The sequence below is a fragment of the Bradyrhizobium sp. JR4.1 genome, from assembly GCF_040548605.1.
Lineage (GTDB): Bacteria > Pseudomonadota > Alphaproteobacteria > Rhizobiales > Xanthobacteraceae > Bradyrhizobium > Bradyrhizobium canariense.
On the sequence record NZ_JBEPRY010000012.1, the window covers coordinates 161,038 to 186,541 of the forward strand.

20 protein-coding genes are annotated in these 25,504 nt (G+C 57.5%); 11 read left to right on the top strand and 9 right to left on the bottom strand.

Annotation, left to right across the window (positions count from 1 at the left end):
- The first annotated feature begins 14 nt into the window (after positions 1–14).
- Positions 15–1,046, top strand: a complete 1,032-nt coding sequence (locus tag ABIB90_RS23265; protein ID WP_354201437.1) for a glycosyltransferase family 2 protein — start codon at positions 15–17, stop codon at positions 1,044–1,046.
- A gap of 88 nt (positions 1,047–1,134) precedes the next feature.
- Here ABIB90_RS23265 and ABIB90_RS23270 read toward each other — a convergent pair whose 3' ends face one another.
- Positions 1,135–1,965 carry a glycosyltransferase family 25 protein gene (locus ABIB90_RS23270; protein WP_007595306.1) on the bottom strand — a complete coding sequence of 277 codons (831 nt, stop codon included), beginning with the start codon at positions 1,963–1,965 and terminating at the stop codon, positions 1,135–1,137.
- 276 nt (positions 1,966–2,241) lie between these two features.
- Between ABIB90_RS23270 and ABIB90_RS23275 the strand changes: the two genes are divergently transcribed.
- The gene (locus tag ABIB90_RS23275; protein ID WP_354201438.1) at positions 2,242–3,912 is read left to right on the top strand and encodes a putative Ig domain-containing protein; all 1,671 of its coding nucleotides are present in this window, start codon (positions 2,242–2,244) and stop codon (positions 3,910–3,912) included.
- A gap of 10 nt (positions 3,913–3,922) precedes the next feature.
- Here ABIB90_RS23275 and ABIB90_RS23280 read toward each other — a convergent pair whose 3' ends face one another.
- The gene (locus ABIB90_RS23280; RefSeq protein ID WP_007595310.1) at positions 3,923–5,050 is read right to left on the bottom strand and encodes a polysaccharide pyruvyl transferase family protein; all 1,128 of its coding nucleotides are present in this window, start codon (positions 5,048–5,050) and stop codon (positions 3,923–3,925) included.
- 424 nt (positions 5,051–5,474) lie between these two features.
- Between ABIB90_RS23280 and ABIB90_RS23285 the strand changes: the two genes are divergently transcribed.
- Positions 5,475–6,275, top strand: a complete 801-nt coding sequence (locus ABIB90_RS23285) for an FkbM family methyltransferase (RefSeq protein ID WP_007595312.1) — start codon at positions 5,475–5,477, stop codon at positions 6,273–6,275.
- Positions 6,276–6,361: 86 nt separating this feature from the next.
- Here the strand turns inward: ABIB90_RS23285 and fcl are convergent, their stop codons facing one another.
- The 6 genes from fcl to ABIB90_RS23315 all read right to left on the bottom strand — a co-directional run bounded on the left by fcl (position 6,362) and on the right by ABIB90_RS23315 (position 13,908).
- Positions 6,362–7,318 (bottom strand): GDP-L-fucose synthase, encoded by a 957-nt coding sequence (fcl, locus tag ABIB90_RS23290; protein ID WP_007595314.1) that lies wholly within the window; start codon positions 7,316–7,318, stop codon positions 6,362–6,364.
- The gene (gene gmd / locus ABIB90_RS23295) at positions 7,299–8,381 is read right to left on the bottom strand and encodes a GDP-mannose 4,6-dehydratase (protein ID WP_035993338.1); all 1,083 of its coding nucleotides are present in this window, start codon (positions 8,379–8,381) and stop codon (positions 7,299–7,301) included. Before gmd ends, fcl begins: the two co-directional genes overlap by 20 nt.
- Positions 8,382–8,386: 5 nt before the next feature.
- A complete protein-coding gene (locus ABIB90_RS23300) occupies positions 8,387–9,934 on the bottom strand; it encodes a lipopolysaccharide biosynthesis protein (protein ID WP_246649361.1) in 1,548 nt (515 codons plus the stop codon).
- Positions 9,935–9,947: 13 nt separating this feature from the next.
- On the bottom strand, positions 9,948–11,048 hold the full coding sequence (locus ABIB90_RS23305) for a glycosyltransferase family 61 protein (RefSeq protein WP_007595320.1): 1,101 nt from the start codon (positions 11,046–11,048) through the stop codon (positions 9,948–9,950).
- A gap of 179 nt (positions 11,049–11,227) precedes the next feature.
- Complete coding sequence (locus ABIB90_RS23310; protein WP_354201439.1) at positions 11,228–12,574, bottom strand: glycoside hydrolase family 16 protein; 1,347 nt, start codon at positions 12,572–12,574, stop codon at positions 11,228–11,230.
- A 212-nt stretch (positions 12,575–12,786) separates the two neighbouring features.
- Entirely contained in the window at positions 12,787–13,908 is a 1,122-nt protein-coding gene (locus tag ABIB90_RS23315; RefSeq protein WP_219684432.1) for an acyltransferase family protein, read from the bottom strand.
- Positions 13,909–14,046: 138 nt separating this feature from the next.
- Here ABIB90_RS23315 and ABIB90_RS23320 point away from each other — a divergent pair, with 138 nt between their 5' ends.
- On the top strand, positions 14,047–15,324 hold the full coding sequence (locus ABIB90_RS23320) for an O-antigen ligase family protein (protein WP_007595325.1): 1,278 nt from the start codon (positions 14,047–14,049) through the stop codon (positions 15,322–15,324).
- Positions 15,325–15,347: 23 nt separating this feature from the next.
- Here ABIB90_RS23320 and ABIB90_RS23325 read toward each other — a convergent pair whose 3' ends face one another.
- The gene (locus ABIB90_RS23325; RefSeq protein ID WP_007595327.1) at positions 15,348–16,418 is read right to left on the bottom strand and encodes a glycosyltransferase family 2 protein; all 1,071 of its coding nucleotides are present in this window, start codon (positions 16,416–16,418) and stop codon (positions 15,348–15,350) included.
- Between the two features lie 316 nt (positions 16,419–16,734).
- Between ABIB90_RS23325 and ABIB90_RS23330 the strand changes: the two genes are divergently transcribed.
- From ABIB90_RS23330 to ABIB90_RS23360, 7 genes are all read left to right on the top strand, one after another.
- The gene (locus ABIB90_RS23330; RefSeq protein ID WP_354201440.1) at positions 16,735–17,151 is read left to right on the top strand and encodes a hypothetical protein; all 417 of its coding nucleotides are present in this window, start codon (positions 16,735–16,737) and stop codon (positions 17,149–17,151) included.
- A 402-nt stretch (positions 17,152–17,553) separates the two neighbouring features.
- Positions 17,554–18,537 (top strand): NAD-dependent epimerase/dehydratase family protein, encoded by a 984-nt coding sequence (locus ABIB90_RS23335; protein ID WP_007595332.1) that lies wholly within the window; start codon positions 17,554–17,556, stop codon positions 18,535–18,537.
- 642 nt (positions 18,538–19,179) lie between these two features.
- Positions 19,180–21,594 carry a polysaccharide biosynthesis tyrosine autokinase gene (locus ABIB90_RS23340; protein WP_007595333.1) on the top strand — a complete coding sequence of 805 codons (2,415 nt, stop codon included), beginning with the start codon at positions 19,180–19,182 and terminating at the stop codon, positions 21,592–21,594.
- A 68-nt stretch (positions 21,595–21,662) separates the two neighbouring features.
- Positions 21,663–22,298: a hypothetical protein gene (locus tag ABIB90_RS23345; protein WP_219684431.1), complete on the top strand. Its 636-nt coding sequence runs from the start codon at positions 21,663–21,665 to the stop codon at positions 22,296–22,298.
- Positions 22,299–22,524: 226 nt separating this feature from the next.
- The gene (locus ABIB90_RS23350) at positions 22,525–23,808 is read left to right on the top strand and encodes a hypothetical protein (RefSeq protein WP_219684430.1); all 1,284 of its coding nucleotides are present in this window, start codon (positions 22,525–22,527) and stop codon (positions 23,806–23,808) included.
- Between the two features lie 26 nt (positions 23,809–23,834).
- Positions 23,835–24,524: a hypothetical protein gene (locus ABIB90_RS23355; RefSeq protein ID WP_157158589.1), complete on the top strand. Its 690-nt coding sequence runs from the start codon at positions 23,835–23,837 to the stop codon at positions 24,522–24,524.
- Positions 24,525–25,156: 632 nt separating this feature from the next.
- The gene (locus ABIB90_RS23360) at positions 25,157–25,450 is read left to right on the top strand and encodes a hypothetical protein (RefSeq protein WP_219684429.1); all 294 of its coding nucleotides are present in this window, start codon (positions 25,157–25,159) and stop codon (positions 25,448–25,450) included.
- Positions 25,451–25,504 lie beyond the last annotated feature (54 nt).

Here is a 25,504-nt window from a genome sequence, read left to right on the forward strand (position 1 = left end):
CTGAGCGAGACGCGTTGAAGATTAGCATCGTCATAACAGTCTACAATTACGAACGGTATGTCGGATTCGCAATCGACAGCGCGTTGAATCAGACGCGTCCAGCGGATGAAATTGTTGTCGTCGACGATGGCTCGATCGACGGTTCCCGTCAGATCATCGCCGGGTATGGTGACAGGATTCGAGCCATATTTCAGGCAAATCAAGGCAACATCGCAGCATTCGAAGTTGGGTATCGCGAAGCGACAGGCGATGTGCTGCTGTTCCTTGATGCGGACGATATCCTGATGCCGACAGCAGTGGAAAATGTCGCCGCACACTGGCGCGAGGGTCTCTCGAAAGTTCAGTTCAATCTGGAACTCATCGACGGCGCTGGTACGCCTCTTGGACGGTCATTTTGTGCGTTTCCGACGTCGTATACGTTACAGGACGTGCATGCAGAATTTATCCGGTCAGGAACGTACATCTGGCCGGTCATGTCGGGCAATGCGTATTCCAGAGAGTTTCTTCGTCAGGTCATCCCTCTCAATCCGCCCGTCGGATACGATGGCGCTCTCAACACGATCGCGCCGCTTTACGGGGACGTCGTCACGGTGCAGGCAATCTTGGGGCAATATCGGCTCCACGGTCGAAATATCAGCCGGAACGACGCGCAGGGCCGCGCCCAGCGCTTTCCCGATTTCCCTAGGCAAATCGGGTTTCGCGTCGCCGAGTTCGATATCCTGAAGGCGCATTGCGACAGGAAGTCGGTACATGTGCAATCGGCAAGGCCAATCGATAACGAGATCGTCTTTATCAACTATCGCTTAGCGTCCCGAAAATTGGGACTGAGGTATGTCGCCCAGGAGATGGACACATCGAGTTCGCTCCTGCGTCGCGGCATATGGCTGGCTCTGACCGAGACGACACAATGGCGGACCGCCGCCTCTCATATCGTCTGGTTCATTGTGTTATTCTTGAGTCCTTCCTGGTTTGCATACCGGCTGATCATGCTCCGGTTCAACAGGGCAGAACTCCTGAGGCCGCTCCTGAGGTTCGGCCGCTCCTGAGGTTCGGCAGCGTTATCCGACGCAAGCACGCCTGAATGCGCGATGGCGCAAAGCCAACCCACCTCGCAAGATCCTCGTCGCACGCCCTTCAGGCATCAATCACAGGCTTTCGAACCCCGCGAATTGTCCCCGGCATTGGCCCGTAAAGACTGGTTACGCCGGCAAGGCGGCCGCGAATCCGCCTGTCGGACTGGCGAAGGCGAATATTTTCCGACAAGCGCAGAACGTATTCCTTCGATTTCCACGCAAACCATGCCGCCCTGTCAAGCGCAGTAGGCTCGCGGAGCGACTCCGCCGCTTTTGCAATCGAGGATGGCAGCGTCAGCTCAAGGCATGGAAATGGAAACAAGCCATAGTTGTACAGCCCATTTGCCCAGAAGCGATCCATCTCCCAGTCGACTGGCCGATGGATCGTCGTCACGCTGTGGATAAATCGACGCGCTGCGCCGCTGGAGATCAGATAGGCCTGCGTTCCCATTGGCGCGCGCTCAAACCGCACCAATTCCCGCTGATCCAGCCAGGCCACGTGCTTGCACGGCGCCATGTGTCGCCCATACAGCCGGAGATAACCGATCTCGGCAGCCTTGCAGATATCCGGAAGCGATCGAAAGCTGAATCCGGCATCGAGAACGACGTCGTCTTCCACCACAAGTGTCCATGAATCGTCGGTGTCCGATGCCCCCAGTTGCGCCATGATGCTCATATGGCTCGCTGCGCAGCCGATCTCGGCTCGTGAAAGGCCCCTGCCCCAAAAGCGGATGGCCAGCGCTTCATCATATTGCGGGAGCCCCGTGGCTGGCACACGCAAGGCATCAAAGAAGGTCCAGGGAATACCAAGCGAATCCAGATTTGCACTCGCGCGCTCGCGGCGCACGGAACCGTCCAAACTAATCGCCACAACTCTGAGATCGCTGCCCATTGATTAGTCAGTCCTGCGCTGTCAACTTGGAACCGCATTGCACATGATCTCAAAAGGATTAGCGCGAACTTGTCTCTGCTGACAAGGAGGAGGCAAGCGCCCAGGCTGCCATGTTCGCGACGATGTTTCACATTGTTATCCCCGTCAGCACGAAATCTGCGGCTACACACTGAAATGGTCCGCATTCGAACGCGTTGGTGCAAACCGAAGGTTTCCACACTTGCGAGTGAATGTGTACGCCGCAAAAATGATGACGGTTAGGCAAGAGAGGCGTGGATGCCATCAAAGCGTCGAATCAACGGCACCATGGCAGCATTGTTCGTCGCATCGTTGGCTGTTGCTGGCTCAGCACTTTATCTAGGCCTGAGCAACGATGGTGTGCGACAGCGCCTGCGATCCATCACGCCCTCCAAGCGAAGCAGCCAGATCGTCGGTGGCGCCGTCGTCGGCCAGAATGGCAGCGGGTTGTATGCGGGCTATACGCTGTCCTGGGGTGACGATTTCGACGCCCTCGATATCGTTGGTCCGGCAAACCCGCGCGGCAAGTTCTTCCCGACTGGCGCCTATCATCCAGGCATCCGCGGCAATACCACGTCGCTAGGGACAGGCTTTGATGCCGACCCGCTAACGACAGGTTACAAAGACCGGAACCGCGGCGTCGCGGTCGACTTCGACAACATGTCGGTTTCCAGTTCGGTGCTGCGGCTCGGGGCGCGCAAGGCAACAGTGCGCGAGCAGGCATTCCTTACACCGACCGACCGGTCCATCAACGGAGGCGTCCGCCCGCACCTCTCCGCGATGATCCATACGGCCGGGGCATTTGCATACTACCCGAGCACCAATGCCGTCATCGTCGAGATACGTGCTCGGTTCAGCTCCAGGCTTACGAATCCGGCTGGCTTTCATCCAGCATTCTGGACCTATTCCGTTGCACCCGTGCTCAACCCAACCGGCAACGAGTGGGATCTGGAGTGCAACTCTCAAGGGATGCATTTCAGCAATATCGTCCACACCTCGGGGGCAATCTCGACCGACAACAGCGCCGGACCGTTCGACTATATGGACGATACGTTCCACGTCTTCAGCGTCGTCTTTCGAAACGGCGGAAGCACCCAGCTTTACGTCGATAGTGCCCTTCGGTCCCAGTTTATTGGCGTGGACTCCAATACCAAGAATATGCCCTCATTTCTGCTGCTGACGTCACACATATTCAACAATACGTTCGCGGGCGAGGCGTACGACGCCGCGGCGTGGGCCAGCTCCACGACCGGGGCCTATCTCGATGTCGATTGGATTCGCGGCTGGCGGACGGCAGGCGTCGCGCATTGGAAGCCGCTGGTTTCGGTCGAAGACCTTAATGTCGATTATGACGGCAGCGGCAAGGTCGTGCTCCCGAGCGCCAAGGCCCTGTGGGGTGATGCAAGCGTCACCGAATTCGTCCAGGTCGTACCCTACGACAGCTCCGAACCGGGCATGGCGGAGCAGTCGACGTTTACGCAATTCCCGGAAGGAATTTCGTACGATGCGGCGGCGCGCACGATCAAGGCGGACTTCACCACCGCTACGGGAAATCCCGGGCGGTCCCATGTCGTCGTTTACGGCTACAAACCTGACGGCTCAACGATGGAGCCCCTGCGATTCTCCATCAATCGCGGCCCGCGCGTGACGACGCCCCCCCTTTCAGCCGCCGCAGGCGACAGCTATCACCACGATATCTATGGGGAGTGCGATGTCGGCGTCATGATGCCGAAGATTTTGTCCGTCAAAGGACTGCCGCAGGGGCTCGCCTTTGACCCTTCCACCGGACTGATCAATGGCGTTCCCACGGCGGCAGGGGTCGCCAACCTAACAATCTCCTGCGCGAACAATGCGGGCCAGACCACAAAGAGCACAACAACGTTCACCGTCCACGCGCACGAGCCGGCGAACCGCCCGTACGGAGGATGATGCTCGACCCTCAACGTTGATCCGTCGGCGCCGAACTGCCCTGGCAGATATCCAGAAACTTTGCGAGGGCGCCGTCCACACTCGTGCTCAGTGGCCGGCTCAACTTTTCGAAGGGCTTGCTCCACGCATCGACGAACGTGCTGATTTTCCCATAATTATTGTCAAGAACCGAGTGCGGCAGATTCAGCAACACGCAAAAGATGTGCGTGTGAAGCCGGTCCGTGATCACGTAGGCCGACGATCCAACCTGCCTCATTCCACGGGCTACACGATTCGACGCCAGCAGGTGAAACCACCGAATGCGCACGTCGAGCTCCGACGACGTCCTGCCCTTGAGCAAGAGGAGCGCCGTCTCGAGCAGCGCCTTGACAAACAACCACTTTCCCAAGCCTCGTTGTTCGTTGAGCCAGTCCTCGACAACAGCAAAGTTTGGGAGCGGCGGAAAATGCTTTTGCTCTACCTTCTCGTGATCGGTTCGGAGCAGCAGCAACAATTTCTTGGTTACTGCCGCTGGCGAGCTCTGCGCCCCCAGGCAGAACGCCATGTCCGGACAGAGATCCACGGGCGCAGTAAATTCCGCTGTCGCGATATTCAAACTTTGCACGTCACGGACCAGAATCCGGAATTTTTTGTGCGAGTTGATGATCTCCGCGGCGCGCTTGAGACTTGCCTTCGAGGAGAAGTGTATAGTTTGTGGCAACTGAATGATCGGGCGATCCGGAAACTCCGACAGAAGCCTGAGCCGAAACTCCTGATGGCTGGGCCACAGGTCGCCAAAATTGCCCCCACCATGGATAAGGATCGGTCCAACAGGAACGGCTCTTTCAAATTCCTTCTTTGACCAGGTGTCATAGGTGCAGACATAGGAGGGTGCTCGACCTAGCTTTTTCTGCAGATAGGTCTCTTCACCCAACCATATGGCGCTGTCGCCCACATTGGAGTGGTTGGGGAAATCCACCAGCGCGAAATTCTCGACACCCACCAGATGGGGCCCGATGACCTTTTCGATCTCATCCTGCAGTTCTGCAATCAGTGTACGAGAATCCTTCATGGGAATTTCGGCCATCGTCCTGAGTTCGGTCCCATCGGTCGCATCACAGCATCGAATGGCTTTCGATGCATCGGCAAAACTTCCCATTCGACTAATCCACTTCTGCCATTGCGCCAAGCACCCGCAACGGTTGTGCAAACAACGCATCTGCGCGCCACCAGCGCGGACGCCGGATGTTTGCGCTGCGAGCTTCCCGCGTCTGTCATTCGATCTTCGCGCTCAGCCGCTTCCGCCTCTACGCTCTCGTGCCTCACTCGGTCCCCTCGCCGATGCGGAAGCCGACCGGTTCCAGAGCACGGAATAGATCGGCTTAGCAGCCAAAAGGCAAGTCTCGGCAACACTGCCGAATAGCGATACCACCGCACATATTCATGACAAGAATCGAATCTATTGGAGTCTTAAGGCAGGCAAATGTGTTGATCGCAACGAACATAGGCAGCGAGCCTGCAGGAATGCCGATTCTTGCAGCACGTCTTGCACCCAGGCGCGTTAGCGAGCTCGGAGTCATCGCATGATCGGTTTATTAAAAGACTACGTGAAGACACGCCTGCTCAACAGCGACGTTATGATATCCGGCACCTCAAAGGAGGAGGAGCTCAGGGAATTCTTCCGGGACCTTTTCCCTGTCGTTACGGACAAGAAATTAGTTCGACTGGGCGGATCCGCTGATGGCGGCTATTTGGTTCCGGATGACCTCGAAGGCTGCGTCGGTTGCTTTTCGCCGGGCGTCTACAACGTCTCTGACTTCGAGCTCGGCCTTGCCGAACGCGGCATCCCGTGCTTCCTCGCCGACTTCTCGGTGGATGCACCCGCGACCCAAAATGACCTGCTCGATTTCGAAAAAAAATTCCTCGGAAACGAAAACAACGCCAAGTTCATGACTTTAGAGAACTGGATGTCGAGAAAGGGCGCTCGGACCGGCGATCTCATCCTCCAGATGGACGTTGAAGGCGGCGAATACGAGGTTATCATCGAAACGAGCTGCGACGACCTGAAGCGCTTCAGGATCATGATCATCGAGTTCCATTCCTTGGACAGAATTTTCAATCCTATCGGTCTCAAGCTGATCGGCGCTGTTTTCAAGAAGATCACCAAGCACTTCGACGTCGTACACATTCATCCGAATAATTACTTCAAACCCATCGAATACAGGGACTTCAAGGTCCCGCCGATCATGGAATTCTCGTTCTTGCGCAAGGATCGCGTTTCTCGCCGAGCGCCTGCCAGAAGGTTTCCTCACGACCTCGACAGGAGAAACGTCGCCAATAGGGATGATGTCGTGCTGCCGAAATGCTGGTTCGCTCCGGGGTGATCGCCACCGTGGCCCCACCGATGAATGGCGCCAGCCGCGGACATCGGGTGCGCGACCGTCGGCTCGCAATGGCGGAAGTGCGCTTCCTACTCTCCGGACTGCCGGTTCTCGCCGAGATATGCCTGATAGGCCAGCTTGAGCCCATCCTCGAGCGGGGTCTTGGCCCGCCAACCCAGTTTCGCCAACCGGTTGACGTCGAGCAATTTGCGCGGAGTGCCGTCGGGGCGCGAGCTGTCAAAGCTGATCTCGCCGGAATAGCCGACGGTCGCCGCGACCACCCGGGCGAATTCGGCGATCGCAATGTCCGTGCCGGTACCGACGTTGACGAGCTCGCCGCTCGAATAGGTCTTCATGAGGTGGATGCAGGCGTCCGCCAGATCGTCGACAAAGAGGAATTCGCGCCGCGGCGTGCCGGTGCCCCACACCATGACGTTCTTCGCCCCCGACGTTTTGGCCTCATGGAAGCGGCGGATCAACGCCGCGACGACGTGGCTGTATTCGGGATGATAATTGTCGCCGCGACCATAAAGGTTAGTCGGCATCACACTGATAAAGTTTGAACCGTACTGGCTGCGATAGGCTTCGACCATCTTGATGCCGGCGATCTTGGCAATCGCGTAGGGTTCATTGGTCGGCTCCAGCGGGCCTGTCAGCATCGACTCTTCGCGCAGCGGCTGGACTGCCAGTTTGGGGTAGATGCAGGAGGAGCCAAAGAACATCAGCTTCTCGCATCGATTGACATGCGCTGCGTGAATGACATTGGTAGCGATCGCGAGATTTTCGTAGAGGAACTCCGCCCGCAGCGTGTTGTTGGCGACGATACCGCCGACCTTGGCGGCAGCAAGGAACACTACCTGCGGACGCCTAGCAGCGAACCATTTATCGACGGCGGTCTGGTCACGCAGGTCGACCTCGCTCCGCGAGGCCGTCAGCAGTTCGACATTTTCCTCAGCGAGTCGCCGCACCAACGCGGAGCCAACCATGCCGCGATGGCCGGCGACGAAGACGGTCTTGCCGGCCAGTTCAAATGGAGTACTTGCCATTGGCAACCTCTCGCCTCGCCTCGAGCAAATCGCAAGCCATCATTTCCTTGACCAGCTGCGCGAACGGGGTCCTGGATTTCCAGCCGAGCTTCTCGCGCACCTTGCTGGGATCGCCGATCAGGAGATCGACCTCGGTGGGACGAAAATAAGTCGGGTCGATCCGCACGACGATCCTGCCTGACTCCTTGTCGAGGCCGGTTTCTTCGACGCCCCTGCCTTGCCATTCGATTTTGCGGCCGACTTCCGCAAAGGCGAGCTCCACGAACTCGCGCACCGAGCGGGTCTCCCCGGTCGCCAGTACGAAATCATCGGGCCGGTCGGCCTGCAGGATCATGTGCATGCCTTCGACATAATCCCTGGCGTGGCCCCAGTCGCGCTTGGCCTCGAGATTCCCGAGATACAGCGTCTCTTCGAGGCCCGTCTCGATGCGGGCAACGGCACGCGTGATTTTGCGGGTGACGAAGGTTTCGCCGCGGATCGGACTCTCGTGGTTGAAGAGAATGCCGTTCGAGGCAAACATGCCGTAGGCCTCGCGGTAGTTCACGGTGATCCAATACGCATAAAGCTTCGCCACCGCGTAAGGGGAGCGCGGGTAGAAGGGGGTCGTTTCCTTCTGCGGCACTTCCTGCACGAGGCCGTAGAGCTCGGAGGTGGACGCCTGATAGAACCGTGTCTCCTTCTCCATGCCAAGAATGCGGATCGCCTCCAATAGCCGCAGCGTTCCGATCGCGTCGGCGTTCGCGGTGTACTCCGGGCTCTCGAAACTAACCGCCACATGGCTCTGTGCAGCCAGATTATAGATCTCGGTTGGTCGGATCTGCTGCATTAGACGGATCAGGTTTGTCGAATCCGTCATGTCGCCGTAATGCATCAGGAACCGCACATTGTCGGCATGCGGATCCTGATAAAGATGATCGACACGGGCGGTGTTGAACGAGGACGATCGCCGCTTGATGCCGTGAACGGTGTAGCCTAGCCCGACCAGATACTCGGCGAGATAGGCACCATCCTGACCGGTGACGCCCGTAACCAGCGCGACGCGGCGCTTCGACCTTTCATCCATATTACTCACCCGACTCCTCGGTTATCATCGACGATTTTCCCAGTTTCCCGAAACCTGTTGGCAATTGCGCCGAGGATTCGCAGGATCTCACGCTCTGGCCCGGCCGGCGCGCCTGTCGCTCGCCAGACTCCAAAGAGGGACCCGACATAAGCGAGAGCGCTCACGAGAACAATGGCGATCAACCGAGCATAGACGTGAGACTCATGGCCAAACGATGTGATGAAACTCCAATTGGTCAGAAGACCGACAATGATCATCGTGCAGGTGGACAAAGCGGTCCTCAGATTCACGAGAAATTGTCGGGAGACAGAAGTGTCAATCAATTCGCGGACCAGGACCATGTTGTAGACGACACCGCCGAGCGTAACCGCCACGCGAGCGACCAGCAGGCCAAGTACCCCCCCGACCCACAAGCCCGCCACGATGACAGGCAGCCTCACGATCAGGATCGCAACGTCGCGATGAAATAACCTGCGCGTCTGCCCAAGGGCCAGACCAAGGGGTTGGACGGTCGCACTGAGCGTATGCAACGCAATTGCACCACCGAGGAGCTGGATCACGATTGTCGCGCCTGCCCAGGCTTCACCCAGTGCGAGCGGAACGAATTGATCGGCGATCAACGCGAAGCCGAACCCAGCCGGAAAGGCAATCGCACACAGCATTGATTGCGCCGACAGATAAGCGCGTTGAAGGGCGGCCTTGTCGTCCCTCAGCCTCACAAACGCGGGAAACAGTGTCCCGGCGAGTGGATTTGTTGCTTCTCTTGTCGGCGTGGCGGCCAGGTCGCTGCCCAGCACATACGCACCCAGGGCGGATTTCCCGAGAAAATATCCGATGATGATTTGGTCGAAACGCCAGTTGAGCGTGCTGACGGCCTGTCCGAGTGATAGCCAAACAGAGAACGAGAATAGGGAGCGGCTCCCCGTTATCCGGAATTTCGGCCGGAACGGATGGATGAGATAAGAGGCGACGACATCGATGAAGTTGGCGATGACGGCTCCTGCGATAAGCGCCCAGTAGCTCCTGAAGCAAATGGCGATCCCGGATGAGACGAGGATGGTTGCGAGCGCCCGGCTGCTGCTCGTCACAAATTCCTGCCAGAAGACGAGTTGACGCTGCATCATCGCAAGCATCGGATTTCGAAGCCCAGATATCACAATCGAGCAGCTCAGGACCAACAGGATCGGAATCAAGCGGCCATCGCCGTACGACAATGCCACCGGATAAGCGAGCAGCGAGAGCAAGAGTGCCAGCAAGCAGCCGCGAGCCAGGCTCAACGTCCACGCGGCGTGGAATTGATCCTCACTAGGATCCTTGTGGTGAATGAGCGCCGATGCCAGGGACAGTTCCGTCATCGACGTCAGAACAGCAATGATGGCCGTCGCGACGGCAACCAGGCCGAAATCTTCCGGCGTGAGCATTCTCGCCAATATGAGCGTGTTCAGCAAGCCGAGACTGGCAACCACCAGCCGGCTCACGCCGATCCAGGCGGCTCCGATGGCGATTGAATTTTTCGACAAAGGGAGCGCCGTACGCGCACCAATAGCGACCATTTTCAATGCTCGTTCATTGACAGATGGTTTCCAGTGCGCGCTCGAAGATGTCAGGCGCAACCTCGAAATCGAATGGACTGGGCCCAAACGCTCCCCGCGGGCGTGTTCCCTTGCTGTCTCCCACGATGTAAGAATAGTGCGCGCCGGCCGACGTAGCGATCGTGTAGTAATAGGGATGCACGTGGTCTGAGGGGATCAGCTCCAGGACTTTCGTTCCAGGCGAGCAGAATACGAGATTGGTCAGCCCCGCACCGTGTGGGCCAACGACAATCGCGCATTCCGAGAAAAACGCCGCTTCATCCTCAACGTCATCAAAATCGTAGATCTGGAAGCCGAACTTTCTCAGTGCAGGCATCAGCTCTTGTTCGTTGGCAACCTTCCTTTGTCCTTTGCGCGGAACGTATACGCGCCTGTCGTGACGAAGCGGCGACTTGGCGACCGGCAAGCGGAAGAACTCCGTAAGCCATGGTGCATAATTCCGTCGCAAGCCTGGAAACGAAGTGCCGATCACGAGATCGGCCTGGATGTCCTCCTGGCCTGCCCACACGCACTTGTGCACTGGAATTCCAAGCCGGCGAACGAGTTTGGCTGCCGTTTCGGACGCAGGCTTGGGCAAATAGACATAGTCGACATCCTCGAGCGACAGGCCACTTTTCTGGAATAGCGCCAAGCGTCCCAGGCAATCGAGCAGGAAGTGCCCATAGTTCCCTCCGGCGAAATCACTCGCTAGCGAGAGACAGGTGCCGCTTAGCGGCAGCGGCGTCCCATAGGCAACTGATCGCGGATGGCGCGAGAACGACGATCCGTACCAAGTGCTCTCGTAGAGCAGCGATCCATCCTCCGTCACGAGCCAGCCGTCGGGACCGAGGATGCGGGCCTTGTCCAGGCGGAGAACGCCCAGCTCGGGCATTCTGTTGTCAACGCTTTCACCGAAACCTGCGTCGCGGCTGCCGAATCGAACCGGTGCCTTCCGGGTCAGGACCTGTTCCTCGACGGCAGTGACCCACGTATGCGGATGTTCACTTCGCCACGTGCGATGATCACAAAGCCGGCTCGGGCTGCCGCGCAATGTACCACGGAGGATTTGCCTGACGGCGCGAACTTTTGAGTTCATGGACAACTACCAATGCAAGAGACACTGACCGTGACAGGCAAGCCCGCATGACGGCTCACCTGCCACAGCCAAGCAAAATTCAGACCGACCTTCGGATAGCGTGCCGAGCGCAATCAGCGGTACTCGGCTTGATTCAGATCACACGGAGCTGTGCTCACGCTGCATGTGCACCCCTCCGATCAGCGGTGCACATGCAGCGACAGTAGACGGCAAGATCTGGCTTTTTTTGGTTGGATCACCGTGGTGTCGCAAGCAACTGGGACTTCTTTGGGGCCGACCTCGCCCGCGACTTCGGCCGTCAGTTTGCTGCCCAGCAGATAGTTCCCTTCACGCGGCACGGCCGGCAGCGCAAACTCGATCACGCTGACGCCATTTTCCCCTTCCTTGCGAGAGTCCTGTTGCAGCGGCTTCTTTGCCGATGCGACCATAGCGCCGGTTATTTCGTCGAAGACGTACGCGTGAAGCGTTCGATTTGTCGGATAGTCGTCCGGAATCTTGATCGGAATTTCGATCTTGAGCGGATCGGTCGTGCCCAGCGACAATACCCCCGCGTTCGGCTTCTTATCCGCTACTACGTTCGTAACGTTGAGGAATGTCGGCTTGGGCATGTCGTTGAGCGCTACCCTATATCCAAAATCATTCGGATCCGGTGTCACGTCGCTCGGACCGCATTTTCGGCTTCCCCGTTCGGAGGGCGTGAACTGGCAGACGCGAACGTAGTCGATCTTGAACGCCTGCGGGAAAGCCGCATCATCGATCCCGTGCCGGCCGGCCCAGGCTGCTCCGCCGACAGCAAAATTGAGATCGATGTGCGCCGGTGGTCCCAGTTGGCCATCCTTCCTGAGCCACTGGTACATGCGCGTGTAGACGAGACGGCCATCCCAGAAGAACGAAATGCGGTCAGGAGCCCAAACGAAGCCGGCAATATGCCAGTCCTTGTTCAGATCCTCCTTGCTGACCATGTCCTGAAACCTGAGCACGAAGGAGCTGTCCACATACGTGTAGGACTGCGGCGTCCACTTATCTTTAGTCATGGCATTCGAGTGCAGCATGTTCGGCTTGTCTTCCACACCATTGATGACGTACTCGAAAATGTCGATCTCCGGCGGATGCCAGAACTTTCCATCGATATCGTAATCGGCTTCGAGCCAGAATGCCGGCCACGATCCCCGCGCATTCGGAAGAAAGACCCGCGCTTCATAGTAGCCGTAGTAGAATGTCTGATGGCTCCGGATCATCCCGGAATCGAACGTGTCCGCCCCCTCATTCTTTTTTGCAGTCAGATTCAGCGTACCTTCGGACACCACGTGGTTGTCGCGGTAGCGCTGCTTTTCATCGTTGAAATGATCCATCGTTTCGTTGTTGTAGATGTATCGGGTCGCCCATTTGGTTCGATCAAGCTTGTCGCCGTTGAACTCATCCGAAAACACCAGCTCCCAGCCAGCGCACCAGGCCGGCGTTGCGGATCCGAATGCAACGACTATCGAGGCGACACAAAGGACTTGCCTGCGCACGGCTGCGAACATCAACGAGATCCTTTCGGTACGGCTGTTAGCCGGCTGAGAAACGCTGTGCCGGCTCAATGCGCAAAGACTTTGGCAATGGTGACGCTGCCACGTCGCGAGCCGGCACACGCAAGCGCACGGCCCTGCGGCTTTTTCGCAAGTAGACGTGCAACTTGCGATCGTTTTGGGGCGGTGACTTGTCGAACAATCAAGAACATTTGACTGTTCCCCGATCAGGTTCCCTCCTTGAGTGCCGTCGAGTGCTTGATTGATCGGCCGGACTGCCGGTTCGCGGCGCGGTCAAGCCGGCTTCGAATCTGTCCCGTCATCTTCACTTCAAGCAGGCGATGGCTGATCGTTGCAACGACAAGCGACGGCGGAAGCGAGGCCAGGAGAAAAAACAGTTGCGATCCGCTCCCCAATGCATCGACCATGCCCGTTCGATACATGATCAGCTTGACCCCGGCCATGACGATCGGCGGCCAGAGATAGAAACTGAAGCTGATCGTTCCAAGCCACTGCATCATTTGCCAACGCAGCATTCTTCCGAACAGGCCGTTCCCTCGGGACATGCCAAGCAGGAAAATAGTCCCGAAGACGCCACCAAGAACAACAAATGGAAAAGCAGAGATCCAGTCATGGAATGGCAAATATGCCGGCGTGACAAAGCCAACGTAGTCTGTTGCACTGGCAAGCTCGAGGCCTCTCCAGACAGTCAGGAACAGCACGAAGAAGATCGCCGGGTACTTCGCCAGCGATTGCAACGACGTCGACGATAGGTACTTCTCCGCAATGAGCACGCCACCAATCATCAGGAGCGCGCGGGGATAGTACACGAGCAAGACCAGCGAACTGACGGCTAACGTCAGCGCCAGCGGCCGACTGACGCCGCTGACTAGGAAAACGACGGCACATACTCCATAGAACAGGAATTCGTATCCGAGCGACCACGCCGCGGGATTGATCTGGATGATGTCAATAAATGGCGGCGGCGCCAACAGATTTGCACCAACCAACAGCAGACTTGGACCCTTTCCTGAAAGCCAGCCAGAAATCGCGATGGCGATCACGGTCGTCCAGAGCACAGGAAGAATCCTCGCATAGCGATCAAGAATAAAGGTCACGACCGAGGATGCTCGATAAAGGCTTGGCAGAATCACGATTCCACTGATGCCGAAGAAGAACTCGACACCGAATTTTCCGGACTGCAGCGCTTCACCCAACAGCCCTCTGGCAAACAGATCGAACGTGGGTAATCCGGAATGAACGACGTGATAGACGAATACCATGAGGCAAAACAAACCTCTGGCACCATGAACGTAAGGGTTAATTCTTGCGCTCGCGTTGTGTTCCATGTGGGAAGTCGCTACAGGCTCTAGTATAGAGGGTGAACAGCCTCACGAGAGAGACCAAGGTGGATCGCGATCGTTACCCTGTGCCCAGACGCACCCACCAACCGAGGCGCCACGAAACAGTAATCGACGAGTCCCAACATGGTGAGCCTCGACACATTCCCAGCCAGAACCTCGTCTAACAAGCGCGCTGCAGCAGCGTCAAGCGACGAGACCAATAGCGTCATTTTCGCGCACATCGCCTTCATTCTGTGCATTTGCATGCAGCGCTTCGGACTCCTCATTGGAACCGGACAGATCTTCTTTTCGCTGTTCGGATTCTTCGCGCTCGTCGCGTGGGGATGGTGGGTTGGTCTGGTGAGCATTCGCGGGCCGCAGACTCTCGCATTCGGACTCGTCGTCGTCTGGTTTCTCTTCAGCGCGGTCGCCGCAGCCGAATCTCCCGATCGCGGTGTGGAGATCAGCTCGGCATCGCTTGCGATGGTTCTTGTCACGAATTCGATCTTCCTGTTCGGACCCTCGACGAGATTCTCCAACGAGGCGGTCCTTCCCGTCTTCCTGTTCTATGTTCGCCTGTGCGCCGTTCTGGCAATCGTCCAGATCGTTCTTCAATTCGGCGGAATACGGATCTTCTCGTTCAAGGATACAATCCCGGCGCTCGATCCCGTCCTCGTCGAGTCCGCCTACAATCAAAATGCGGTGGAATTTTATGGCTCGCTGAATCGGCGCGCGAACGGGTTTTTCCCGATGGAGCCGGGAGCGCTGTCCCAATTGCTCGCTATAGGAGTTGTCGTCGATGTGTTCATTTTGCGGCGACTTGCCTATCTTCCGTTATACGCCATCTCGTACGTGCTCACCCGGTCCGGATCAGGCCTCCTGGTGCTCGTCGTGTCCCTGAGTGTCTATCCCCTGATTGCTCCGCTCAAATCACTACGGGTTATCGCCATCGGGGCGGCCGTTGCCTTGATGATCGGTACAACGTACCTCATTGCACCGGAGCCTTTTGATCCCATCGTTAGTAGGCTTGATGAATTCAGTTCAACCAAGTCGAGCGGCTATGCCCGCTACGTCGCACAACTGCAGACCTGGGACTATCTCTTTCAGACCGACAGAGTGCTTATCGGCTCCGGGCCCGGCGGATTGGAACGGTCGCCCGCCTACTTCGGCGGCAGCGGAAATCCCGTTCTCAAGCTCGTTGCGGACTACGGAATTGTCGGGCTACTGATTTTCCTGTTCTATCTCGTCCTCTCCATATTCAGAAAAGACAACTCGATGCTCGCATTGACAATGCTGGCCTGCTATCAGCTCGGCGGCGGCAACCTCGCCATGGCTCCATTCCTGATCTTGATGGCAATGCTGTGCGTATGGTCGCAATCGCCAGGCGCTGCCCTGAGGTCGATCCGTCCTCAGGCTCTCTGACCGAAGTGTCCCAGCCAGCCCCATCATCGAATGATGCGGAATCGACCGAGCAACGCACGCAACCATTTCGGCCGCTGGGCGGGCACGTACCGCAAACTCACCAGGGCACGACGAAAGTACCGCGGACTGATGAGGATGCAGAAGATCCACGCCAGCAGCGATATACGCTGCGACCTTGAGAAGCCTTGTGGCGACGCAGCCGCTCCAAGGGCATCGACAGCGATGCTCAATGAACTATCCGCCGCGATTGGATGAAGGTCCGGCCGCAGCTTGAACGACGCTATCCGCAAGCAAAGAAATATCAAATTACTCTTAAGCGCATCGGGCGCAACCGGCAGCTTCTCCGTGCGTGCGATCTCGGAAAAGAATCCGTACCGCCTCTGCGTGAGGTCGATCTCTCTGGCAAAGCGGGTATCGTCTAGTTGAAGGAACGCCCCGTGATTGAGGCCGTGCACCCGATAATATGCTAATGGTTTGGTGATCGTCACGATCTCGCCACAGGCGGGAGCGGCCGCCAACAGATAACTGTCGGGAGCCCGATCAACGAAGTCGGACTCAAAATCGAAAATACGCTCGACAAACCATTTCGGGTAGGCATTTCCAGACCCGGGCGGGGTCGGATAAGCGCCGGTGGTTGCCATCCACTTGCGGACGTCCTCCGAGGTTGGACAGGAGAAGTACTGCGGCAGGAGGTTTCCGGTCGGCTGCCCCTCGGCATCGATCACGCGCATCTGAAACTGATATTTGCTCGCGGCTTTGGACCAAACGGATACGATCTCCGTCATCACATCAGGGTGCAAGGCATCGTCCGAATCGAGAAATATGACGATATCGCCGGACGACCTGCGAAAGCCATTCACGCAGGACATCATTTGCCCGGCGTTCGCCTGGCTGATGATTGTGACTTCGTCTGCAAATTCGTTGATCTCGTGGAGTGAATGGTCCGTCGACCCGTCATCGACGACGATCACCTCGACGTTTGGCCATCGTATATCCAGCGCGCTGCGGATCGCGGATCCCACGTAAGCTGCGTAATTGTGGTTCGGAATGACGACCGAGAGGCGCGGCAGGATCGCCAGCTCGACTTCCGACAACACAGCGTGTCCTGGTCTCTTCAACATTCGCCGCCTAGAATACTCGCGTTGTAAGTACGTCGCATGACGGCCGAGAGAACATCACACTCAACGGACGTCAGACACCAATCCAGGAAGGTGCAGCCTTTAGCACGTGTTTTCAAGCGCAAGGAAGAGGCAAGTTCCTCGCCCGCAATTCCACGGAACTATTTTACCCGTCATTCTGTTGCCGCAACTGCAATTCTATCCTGCCGCCGATAACCGCGGCTTCCAACCATCATGGATGTGCAGAGCAGTGAAGATGCATGATAACCTATCTAGGCACTTAGACGGTTATTTGGCGATCTCTGTGGTGATCGCTTCATCGCTCGTCGCAACGACAGCCGATGCTCAAATTTCAGGCTTCGGTCGCACGTCTCCTCCGATGTATGGCGGCTCCGGCATTTCCACTCGGCCTTCGAGTTCGGTTCGGCCGATGGAAGGTACGTTCGCTCCAAATCACACGACAGTAGACGGAAAGCTTTGCATATCAGTCAATCCGTTGACGCACCCCCAAGCCAACAACCCCAAGATCATCGAGCAGATTGTGCTGGTTCAAAACATTTGCGGTCAATCGATCCGGGTTCGGGTTTGCTACGCGGGAAGTTCCGATTGCATGGACGTGCCACTCGCAGGATACCAGAAGCTGCAAAGGCTGTTGGGGATCGCGGCCGGATCAACGAATTTTCAATTTGAGTATCGCGAGCTCTATTGAGCTGCTGAACCAAACGAGCAACCCGGTTGAACGCGAAATGATACCTTCACAAGACATCTACGATCATACCCGTGGCGAACACATCCTCCCATCTACTCGCGTTGCCGATCGAACCAGTGCCACCGCATTCAGGATCACCTAAATGGAACCGATGACGCTGAGCATGTCACACCCGCTAACGATGTTGTTCTCGCCGCATGAGCCACGCATGCTTGATCTGCAGAAGCAACAACGCTCGCCGGCGGGGGCACCACACGTCAAGCGATCTCGGTTTTGGCGGGCACAATTTTTGCACCGGCGGGCCGTGCAGCTCTCTGATGCGCGCGCTCGATTACCGGGGAGCCTTGACCGAAGTTCATCGCAGTTAACTCGGCACCTTCACTCACATTGACCCTCGCGCACATGTCCAATCTCACCCAGGCTATTGTATTTGGAGGCGCAGGCTTCATCGGTACACATCTGATGACGCGGATGCTCGCTTCCGGGCGCTACAACCGGATCGTTTCGGTGGATATCGGGAAGCCTAGGGCGCACGTCGAAGGCGTCGAATATGTCCATCATGATGTCCGTGAGCCAATCGACCCGAAGCTGGGTGGCGGGGTGCCTGCCGACATCTTCAACCTGGCTGCGATCCATGTCACCCCGGGTCATCCGGACGGAGACTATTATTATACAAACGTGCTGGGGGCGGTGCACGTCTGCCGATTTGCGAAAGACACTGGCAGCCGGAACATCATTTTTACCAGTTCGATATCGGTCTACGGTCCGACGGAAACCCCACTTACCGAAGATGCGACGCCAGTCCCTGTCAGTGCCTATGGACGCTCCAAACTCTCGGCCGAAGCGATCCATCGTCTATGGCAGTCCGAACACCCGGACAGGCGGCTGACCATCGTACGTCCCGCCGTCATCTATGGCCGCTACGAGCGAGGCAATTTCACGCGATTGTCGAGGCTTCTCGAAAGGCGGGCCTTCATCTATCCCGGCCGAACCGACACTATCAAGTCGTGCGGCTACGTGAAGGACCTCGTCTCGTCGATGCTCTTCATGGCGTCTCGCAACGACAGTCTGTCGATCTACAATTTCTGCTATGAGCACCGTTACACCATCAGCCAGATTTGCTCCGCCTTCTCTCAAGCTGCCGAATACCCCAAGCCGACGATAACGATTCCGGTATGGCTGATGGATCTCGCCGTGCTTCCATTCGAGGTGCTGCAGGCCGTCGGCATCAAGACCGGCATCAATCGTGACCGGATCAAGAAGTTGTGGTTTTCTACGAACATTCTGCCGAAGCATCTGATCGCAAGCGGGTTCAAATTCGACTACGACCTGGCAAGCTCGCTTGTCGATTGGCATCGGGAATCCTCGACCAAGGATTTTGATTGAGGTCTCGTTGGCTTAATTTTTAAGTGCCCGGCCGATCAGAGATTCACCGGTGGAACTCCAAAGCCGACCCTCGCCACTACAGCGGATGCTCCGAAGCCCCCCGGCTCGTTCGCACTCCGGCATCTCGTGCTCGGACGTAACTCCGGACCGGATCCCTTGCCTCTGGGAGTTGCTCGATCCTCATGCTTGTCCGTCACACTGAGGCCGATATTGCATTGCAGAATTCGATGCTGGTCGCGCGTAATCCACCGCGGCGCCAGGCGGGTCGAGCTGTCTGCCCAGATCATGGGCAACCCTTGATCTTCTCAGGCGGCGTAAATCGTTAGTTTTGAAGGTCCCTTTTTTTGGCAGAGTTGGCGGAGAGGCATTGTGACGATTTTGCGGCGATCGGCACCGACGTTGGCCCGGCAGCGTTGCCGAAACCTGTCTGACCAAACAGCGTGTCGGACGATCCAAGTAGGTGTTTCGCCGGAGCCTCGATGGCATTGGTCGACCCTCGAGCGCCGCGATCTCGATCACCACATCCGGCGTGTCGAGTTCTGCCAAGGCATGACTTCTAAGCGGCACTTTACCATTCAAGAATCAGCGCGGCGGCAAGGCAGCCTGTTGCCGCATTCACAGAGATTTAGGTAGGCGGGCGGGATGCTTCAGAAGATCACATCTCGAGAGATCGAAACCACCGCGCCGGAGGCTCCATCGCTGGAGCAGACCATCTCCTCCGTGCTTGCGCTGGTGAGCCGGCAGTATCCTGTGATGATTTTCACGCTGCTCCTGTGCATCGGTCTTGCCGGCATCTACGTGTTCACGGCACCGAAGCGATATACCGGAACGGCGATCCTGATGATCGACAGCCGTAAGATGCAGGGCCTGCAGACACAAGCGCCCGCGAGCGGCGGAGATAACCCGATCGACTCGGCGATGGTCGACAGTCAGGTCGAACTTCTCAAGTCCGAAGCGATCGCCACCAAAGTCATCAAGGACTTAAAACTTGTGGGGTCGGCAGACTTCATGAGCGATGGTGGCGGATTGCTCAGCAGCATCAGTGGCGCGATTACCGGAATATTCTCCGAATCGACCCCGCCCACGGAAGAGCAAATACTGCGCGCAGCACTCTCTCGCTTTGCGAGCGGCCTCAGCATCAAGCGCGTCGGCGTGACTTATGTTATCGAGATCTCCTTTCAGGCATTATCGCAGGAGCTGGCAGCGCGGATCGCCAACGCAGTTGCCGACGGCTATATCTTGGACTCGTTAGAATCGAAATATCAGTCATCGAGACGGGCGGCGGTCTGGCTGCAGGACCGATTGAAGGAATTGCGGTCGCAGGCATCTTCTGCCGAACGCACTGTTGCGGATTTCAAGGCCAAGAACAACATCATCGACGCCGGCGGGCGACTGCTCACCGAGCAGCAACTCGCTGAAATCAATACTTCGCTGACGGCTGCGCGTAGCCAGCGTGCGGAGGCACAAGCTAAGCTCGAACGCATCACCGCGATATTGAATGCGGACAGCGACGATTCTAAGGTCATTCTGAATGACCTCGCGACTGTGAGCGAGACGATGGCCAACCCGGTCATCACCAAATTGCGCCAGACCTATCTCGAGTACGCGGCCAAGCAGGCCGATTGGTCGAACCGATATGGACCAACACATCTGGCGGTCGTCAATTTGCGCAACCAGATGCGGGAACTCCGACGCTCGATCATTGACGAATTGCGGCGCACCGCCGAGGTCTACAAGAGTGACCTTGAAATTGCCAAGGCGCGCGAAGAGTCCAGCCAGAAGAGCTTGAACGATACGATAGCGATCTCGAATAATACAGGTCAGGCCCAAATCGTCCTCAGAGATCTGGAAAGCAACGCTCAGAGCGCTCGCGCATTGTCTGACAACTTCCTGCAACTCTACATGGTCTCGGTTCAGCAGCAGTCGTTTCCCATTACCGAAGCGAGGGTGATCAGCCAGGCCGCGTCGACTCTGCCCAACAAGACGTCGCCAAGAACGACACTCATCCTACTTGCGGCGATCGTGGCTGGGTCGATTCTCGCAGCTCTCGTTGCAATCCTGCTTGACATGATGGATCGCGTCTTCCGTACCGTTTCGCAGGTCGAGCAATTCGTGGATACCCGCTGTCTCGCTTCGATTCCGGTGATAGAGCGGGGCGCCGTCAAAGCGAATTCCGCTCAATCCGGCAAAGCGGCCTGGCGATTCGGCAAACGCGACAAGCCCAATCTGCAGCAGGCACCCACGAACTACGGAAGATCCGGCACGACGTTGCCACTCCACGGATCCGCGCCCGGGTTCAGCCACCAGCAGTCCCACCGCGACCGTCTGCTTTCGACCGAAGAGAGCGTCGGGCGGCACGTGATCAATGCCCCGTTTTCACGCTTCGCAGAGGGATTTCGGTCGATTAAGCTAGCCAGCGATTTTGCGAATTTCGGTGCAGGCTCCAGCAAGGTCCTGGGGATTACCTCCGCTCTTCCGAACGAGGGAAAGTCAACCATCAGCGAAGCGCTGGCCCAAACCTTGGCGCAAAGCGGCTGCCGTACACTGCTGATGGACGGCGACATTCGCAACCCAAGCCTCACGGCGAGGCTTACTCCGGCTGCGCAGGGCGGCTTGATCCATGTCGTCCTGGGCCAAGCCGACTGGAGGGATGTCGTCTGGATAGACCCGCAGACGAATCTACAATTTCTGCCTTGTGCCATCACATCGCGCTTCTCGAATTCGAGCGACCTGCTGGCCTCGAAACAGATGGAAGACCTGTTCCAGGAACTACGGCAGCACTTTGATCGTATCGTTCTTGATCTTAGCCCGTTGGCGCCCGTCGTCGACGTCCGGGCGACCAGGGGGCTGGCTGATTCCTATATCCTTGTCATCGAATGGGCGAAGTCCAAAGTGGATATCGTCGAGCGCGTGCTAAGCGAAACGCCGGTTGTACGCGAGCGTATGCTCGGTGCGGTTCTCAACAAGGTGAACGTGTCAGTGATGAGCCGCTACGATACGTACGGCGCGACCTACTATCGCAATCGATACTACAAGAGGTACGGTTACGTCGATTAACATCCGATGCTTGATCCGGAGCTGCGGGCAGCGCTTGCCCGATATTTGACAGGGCCGTTGGGTACAACATGAATGATTTGGCGCTAGCGCATTCGGGACTTCTGATGGTGCGCTCAATTCTGCTCTGTGTTGGTCTCTTGATGACGACAACTCCCGGCCGAGCCGAGCCGGTGAGTCCGGGCATTGTGAACTGCGGGTCTGGGATCACCGCCGAGCAGCGTCGACGTTGCGACGAAGAGGCGTTCAAGCAGATCCAGTCCGGCAGCCAATCGACACAGCTTGAGAGCGGATGGCGACTGGTGAAGAGCAAAAATCCGGACGGTGGCGCCGATGCCATTTCAGTGATGCATGTCGTCGATAGTGCCAAGTCGGATACGGGCCTTGCTGGCCTGAGCCTGCAATGTGGAAAAGGTGGTATCGAAATTGTACTCATTGTACTCGAGCCACTGTCCCGCTCGGCGCAACCGAACGTAGCCCTCATAGCAGGAGAGAAGCGCGCAGAGTTCCAGGCATCTGTGATCCAGAGCGGCGTGGCGCTCCTACTACCCGCCGACGCCTCGAAGCTTGCTGCCAGCGACTGGCAAAACGCAAACGAGCTTGCGGTTGAAATTGGGACCGCGCCGAGTGCGATCCACGGAGCGGTGCCGATGGCTGGACTGGCGACGGCTCTCCGTTACTTGTCGCAGTACTGCTACGTTCGATAATTTGGCCCGGAACTGTCATGCCGCGCGAATGCCGCAAATCAACCGCATGCTGGGGCCAGTTGGGAGGGCGCGTAATGATGATGGGTCATAGTGGCAATCACCGAGACGAGGGTGGCGTCGCCTTCTTGGCCATGCGGCGCATATCAATGTCCCACTCGTGTAATGCTGCACTCTATTCCCGCTTCCTCGTCTCACGGTTCTCCGATTGTTCGTGGCGTCCCGGCTTTTGATCGCATTGCTGGCCGCGACTCCGATATTGGCCATCACAGACGGCTCCTCCGCACAGCATGTGATTTCACTTGCTACTGCGGTGATGGTGGCCGTGATAACAAGAGGTCCGGAGACGCAAATCGCGTCTGCCGCGCAATTGCTGAAGCAATTTCTCCTCATATTCTTGCTTCCGGTCGTCTGGATGACGTTGCAAATCTTTCCAATGTCATCGCTTGCGAACCCGATCTGGTCGGCGACTTCGATCGCGTTGAATCAACCATCGTTGCCGGGCCGCATCAGCGTTGATCCGGGCGCAACGTTGCAAAGCCTGTTCCTCTATCTGGTCAATGTGTCGCTCCTGGTGTCGACTGTCGTCATCACCAGGGATCGCCGCACGGCCGAAACGATCCTGTACGTATTGAGCGCAGTGACGACCCTCATATCAGTCGAGTTCCTACTCAGCCAGCTCGATTCATTCGCTGGATTCATTCCCCAGACAGGCGCGGCGACGAATCTGTTTCCGGCAGCAGCCGCTCTTGCAATGTTGATAAATGGCGCACTCGTCGCCCGGGCCGTCGAACGCCACCTGCACCAGCAGGACATCCGCAATCTGGCCTCGCCCCAACTGTGGGTCGGCGTTTTCTGGGGCTTGTTGGGAATTACCGTAGCGCTCGCCGCACTTATGGCCCTCGAACAACACACATTGGTGGCGGTTACTGGCTGCGGATTGATGGTCCTTGTTTTCATAGCCGCTGTGCGACGCTTGGGATTTCGGTTTTGGCCTTCGGCGCTGTTGTTCTCGGGCCTTGCAGCAATCGCCAGCGCGATGGTTGTGCCGCACTCTCTATCCGGCGGCTTGGGCCTCCTTGGATTCGTCAGCCTTCCCCCGGAAGCAATTACGCCGGCAAAGCACCTGCTCTCTGATGCACCGACGTGGGGGAATGGTCTCGGAACCTTTAGGCTGACTTCGATAGCCTATCGGGAGTTCGGCGCTGCTCTGGCAGATCCTCCTTCCACCGCAGTCTTGATGGCTGTCGAGGCAGGAAGATTGGCGAGCGCCATCCTGGCAGCCTTCGCCGCCCAGTTCTTCCTCGTTAGCTTTCGCGGCGCCGTTCGGCGAGGACGCGATTCCTTTTTCGCCGCCGCCGCGGCGGCCGTCGTCGTCGTCGCGCTCTGCGAGAGCTTTCTTGATTCAAGCCTCTCAAACCCCACGATTCAGGCGATCGTGGCGGTGATGGTCGGAGTTGGACTTGCACAATCGGTAGGACGGACCAGTGGCGCCGACCGCTCGGCGGAATGACGCGCGCGCCGTAACATTGGCTTTGTATGAACAATGCATCGAAAATGAATTCATCGAGCACATTTCGCATTCTTTTGATGGCGTTGACCTTGACGGTCGGATCCTATGCGATTGTGTCGGCCGTAACGGAGGTGACGGCGCTGGGTCGGACGACATTTCCTACAGATGCGGCCGAGATTGGGGCGCGGTGGACTGGAGACGCGCCCTCATTGCTGGAAACGCGCCCGCCGTTTGGATCGGAGCTGGAGAGCAATCATGCCTTGATCGCCGCGCTGCAGACAATTGAGTCCGGTCGGCAAAGGGCCACGATCCTGCGATCCATAGCGCATACCGACGCTCTCAGCCGGGTCCGGCGAACGCTGTCGATGTCTCCTTACAATCCTGAACTATGGCTGGCGCTGGCGCTGCTTCAGGTCCAGCGCGACCCGCACGATCCGGTCGTGGTCGAGGCCCTGAAGATGGCATATTTCGTCGCACCAAACGACGCGCGATTGATGCCGGCGCGGATCGACATGGCGACCCGCTTCGACGCACTCGCCCTTCCGGACGTCAAGGACCTCGTACGCAGTGACGTTCGGCTCATCCTAATTCGCCGACCCGGGTCGAGATCAGCACTCGTGTCCGCTTATCGGCGGGCATCAAAACTGGGCAAGACTTTCCTGGAAGATGCCGTTGGATCGATCGATTCGTCCTTCCTAGCGACACTGCGCGGTTGACCTCGTGGCGTTTAGTGGGCGCGCTTCGCTGCAGTCGCCCGAACCTAGTTGACCAGGTCTTCTCAACCTCACCAGATCCGATCTGGGGTGATGCCCGAGTTTACCGCTTCGTCACAGCTTCAGGTCGTCCATCGTTCAGGCAAACCGTTGTGCGTGGCGCGTCGCTGCGCGTTTGCCTTTCATAATCAGTTCTCCTGCGCTATACGTACGATTTCCACCGTAGCCCGACATATTGTCATGCCCATCCAGACGGGGTTCATGGCAGTGCGGGAGCCGAGCGCCGTTGCGCAAGACACTCCGAGAGCTGCCGCTCGATCATCTTTCCGACTCATCTGCTGCGCCTCGAATGTCGAGCGGTTCTACGCGAGCTTCGTTGTGGCATAGCGCTCGCGCGATCCATGGCTCCAGCGCCGACCGTAGTTCGTACGGAGTCCACAAACGCCCCTCACTGTCGTAGCCGATTTTGCACGGATTGATGAAGGCAGCCGTGAGGTGATTGAGATAGAGTATCTTGGGACGTCATTGGCCGGAACGAGCCGATCTACGCTCCAGGCGCGCTATGCGCCTTTCCGTTCCGAGGTTTCTAAGGTTAATTTAGCCCCATATTTGAGCTTGCATTTCGGTGGGATTGGATGACGGTACTTGCCATAGTAAGCATCTGGCTGCTGCTCAACGTTTTATTCGTGCTCATCGTGGTTCCTCCCCGCGGGTCGCGATCGCGCCTCAACAGATCAGGAACAATCTTGGCGCCGGTCCCGATCGAAAAGCATCAAGACCAGCTCGATCACAACGAACAATTCTCCCTTCGCCACGCTCTCGGATCACTTGCAACGGGAGTTTTCTTCGTCCTGATGCCCCGGCTGCTCGCACTGAGAAAGGCCATCGTGGGGCTGTGGAACAAGATGCGCGGGAGGCATAAAACCTGAAGGTCGGTGATTGGCGCGAGCTCCAAAAGGAGCATTGCGATGGCGCGCGAGAGT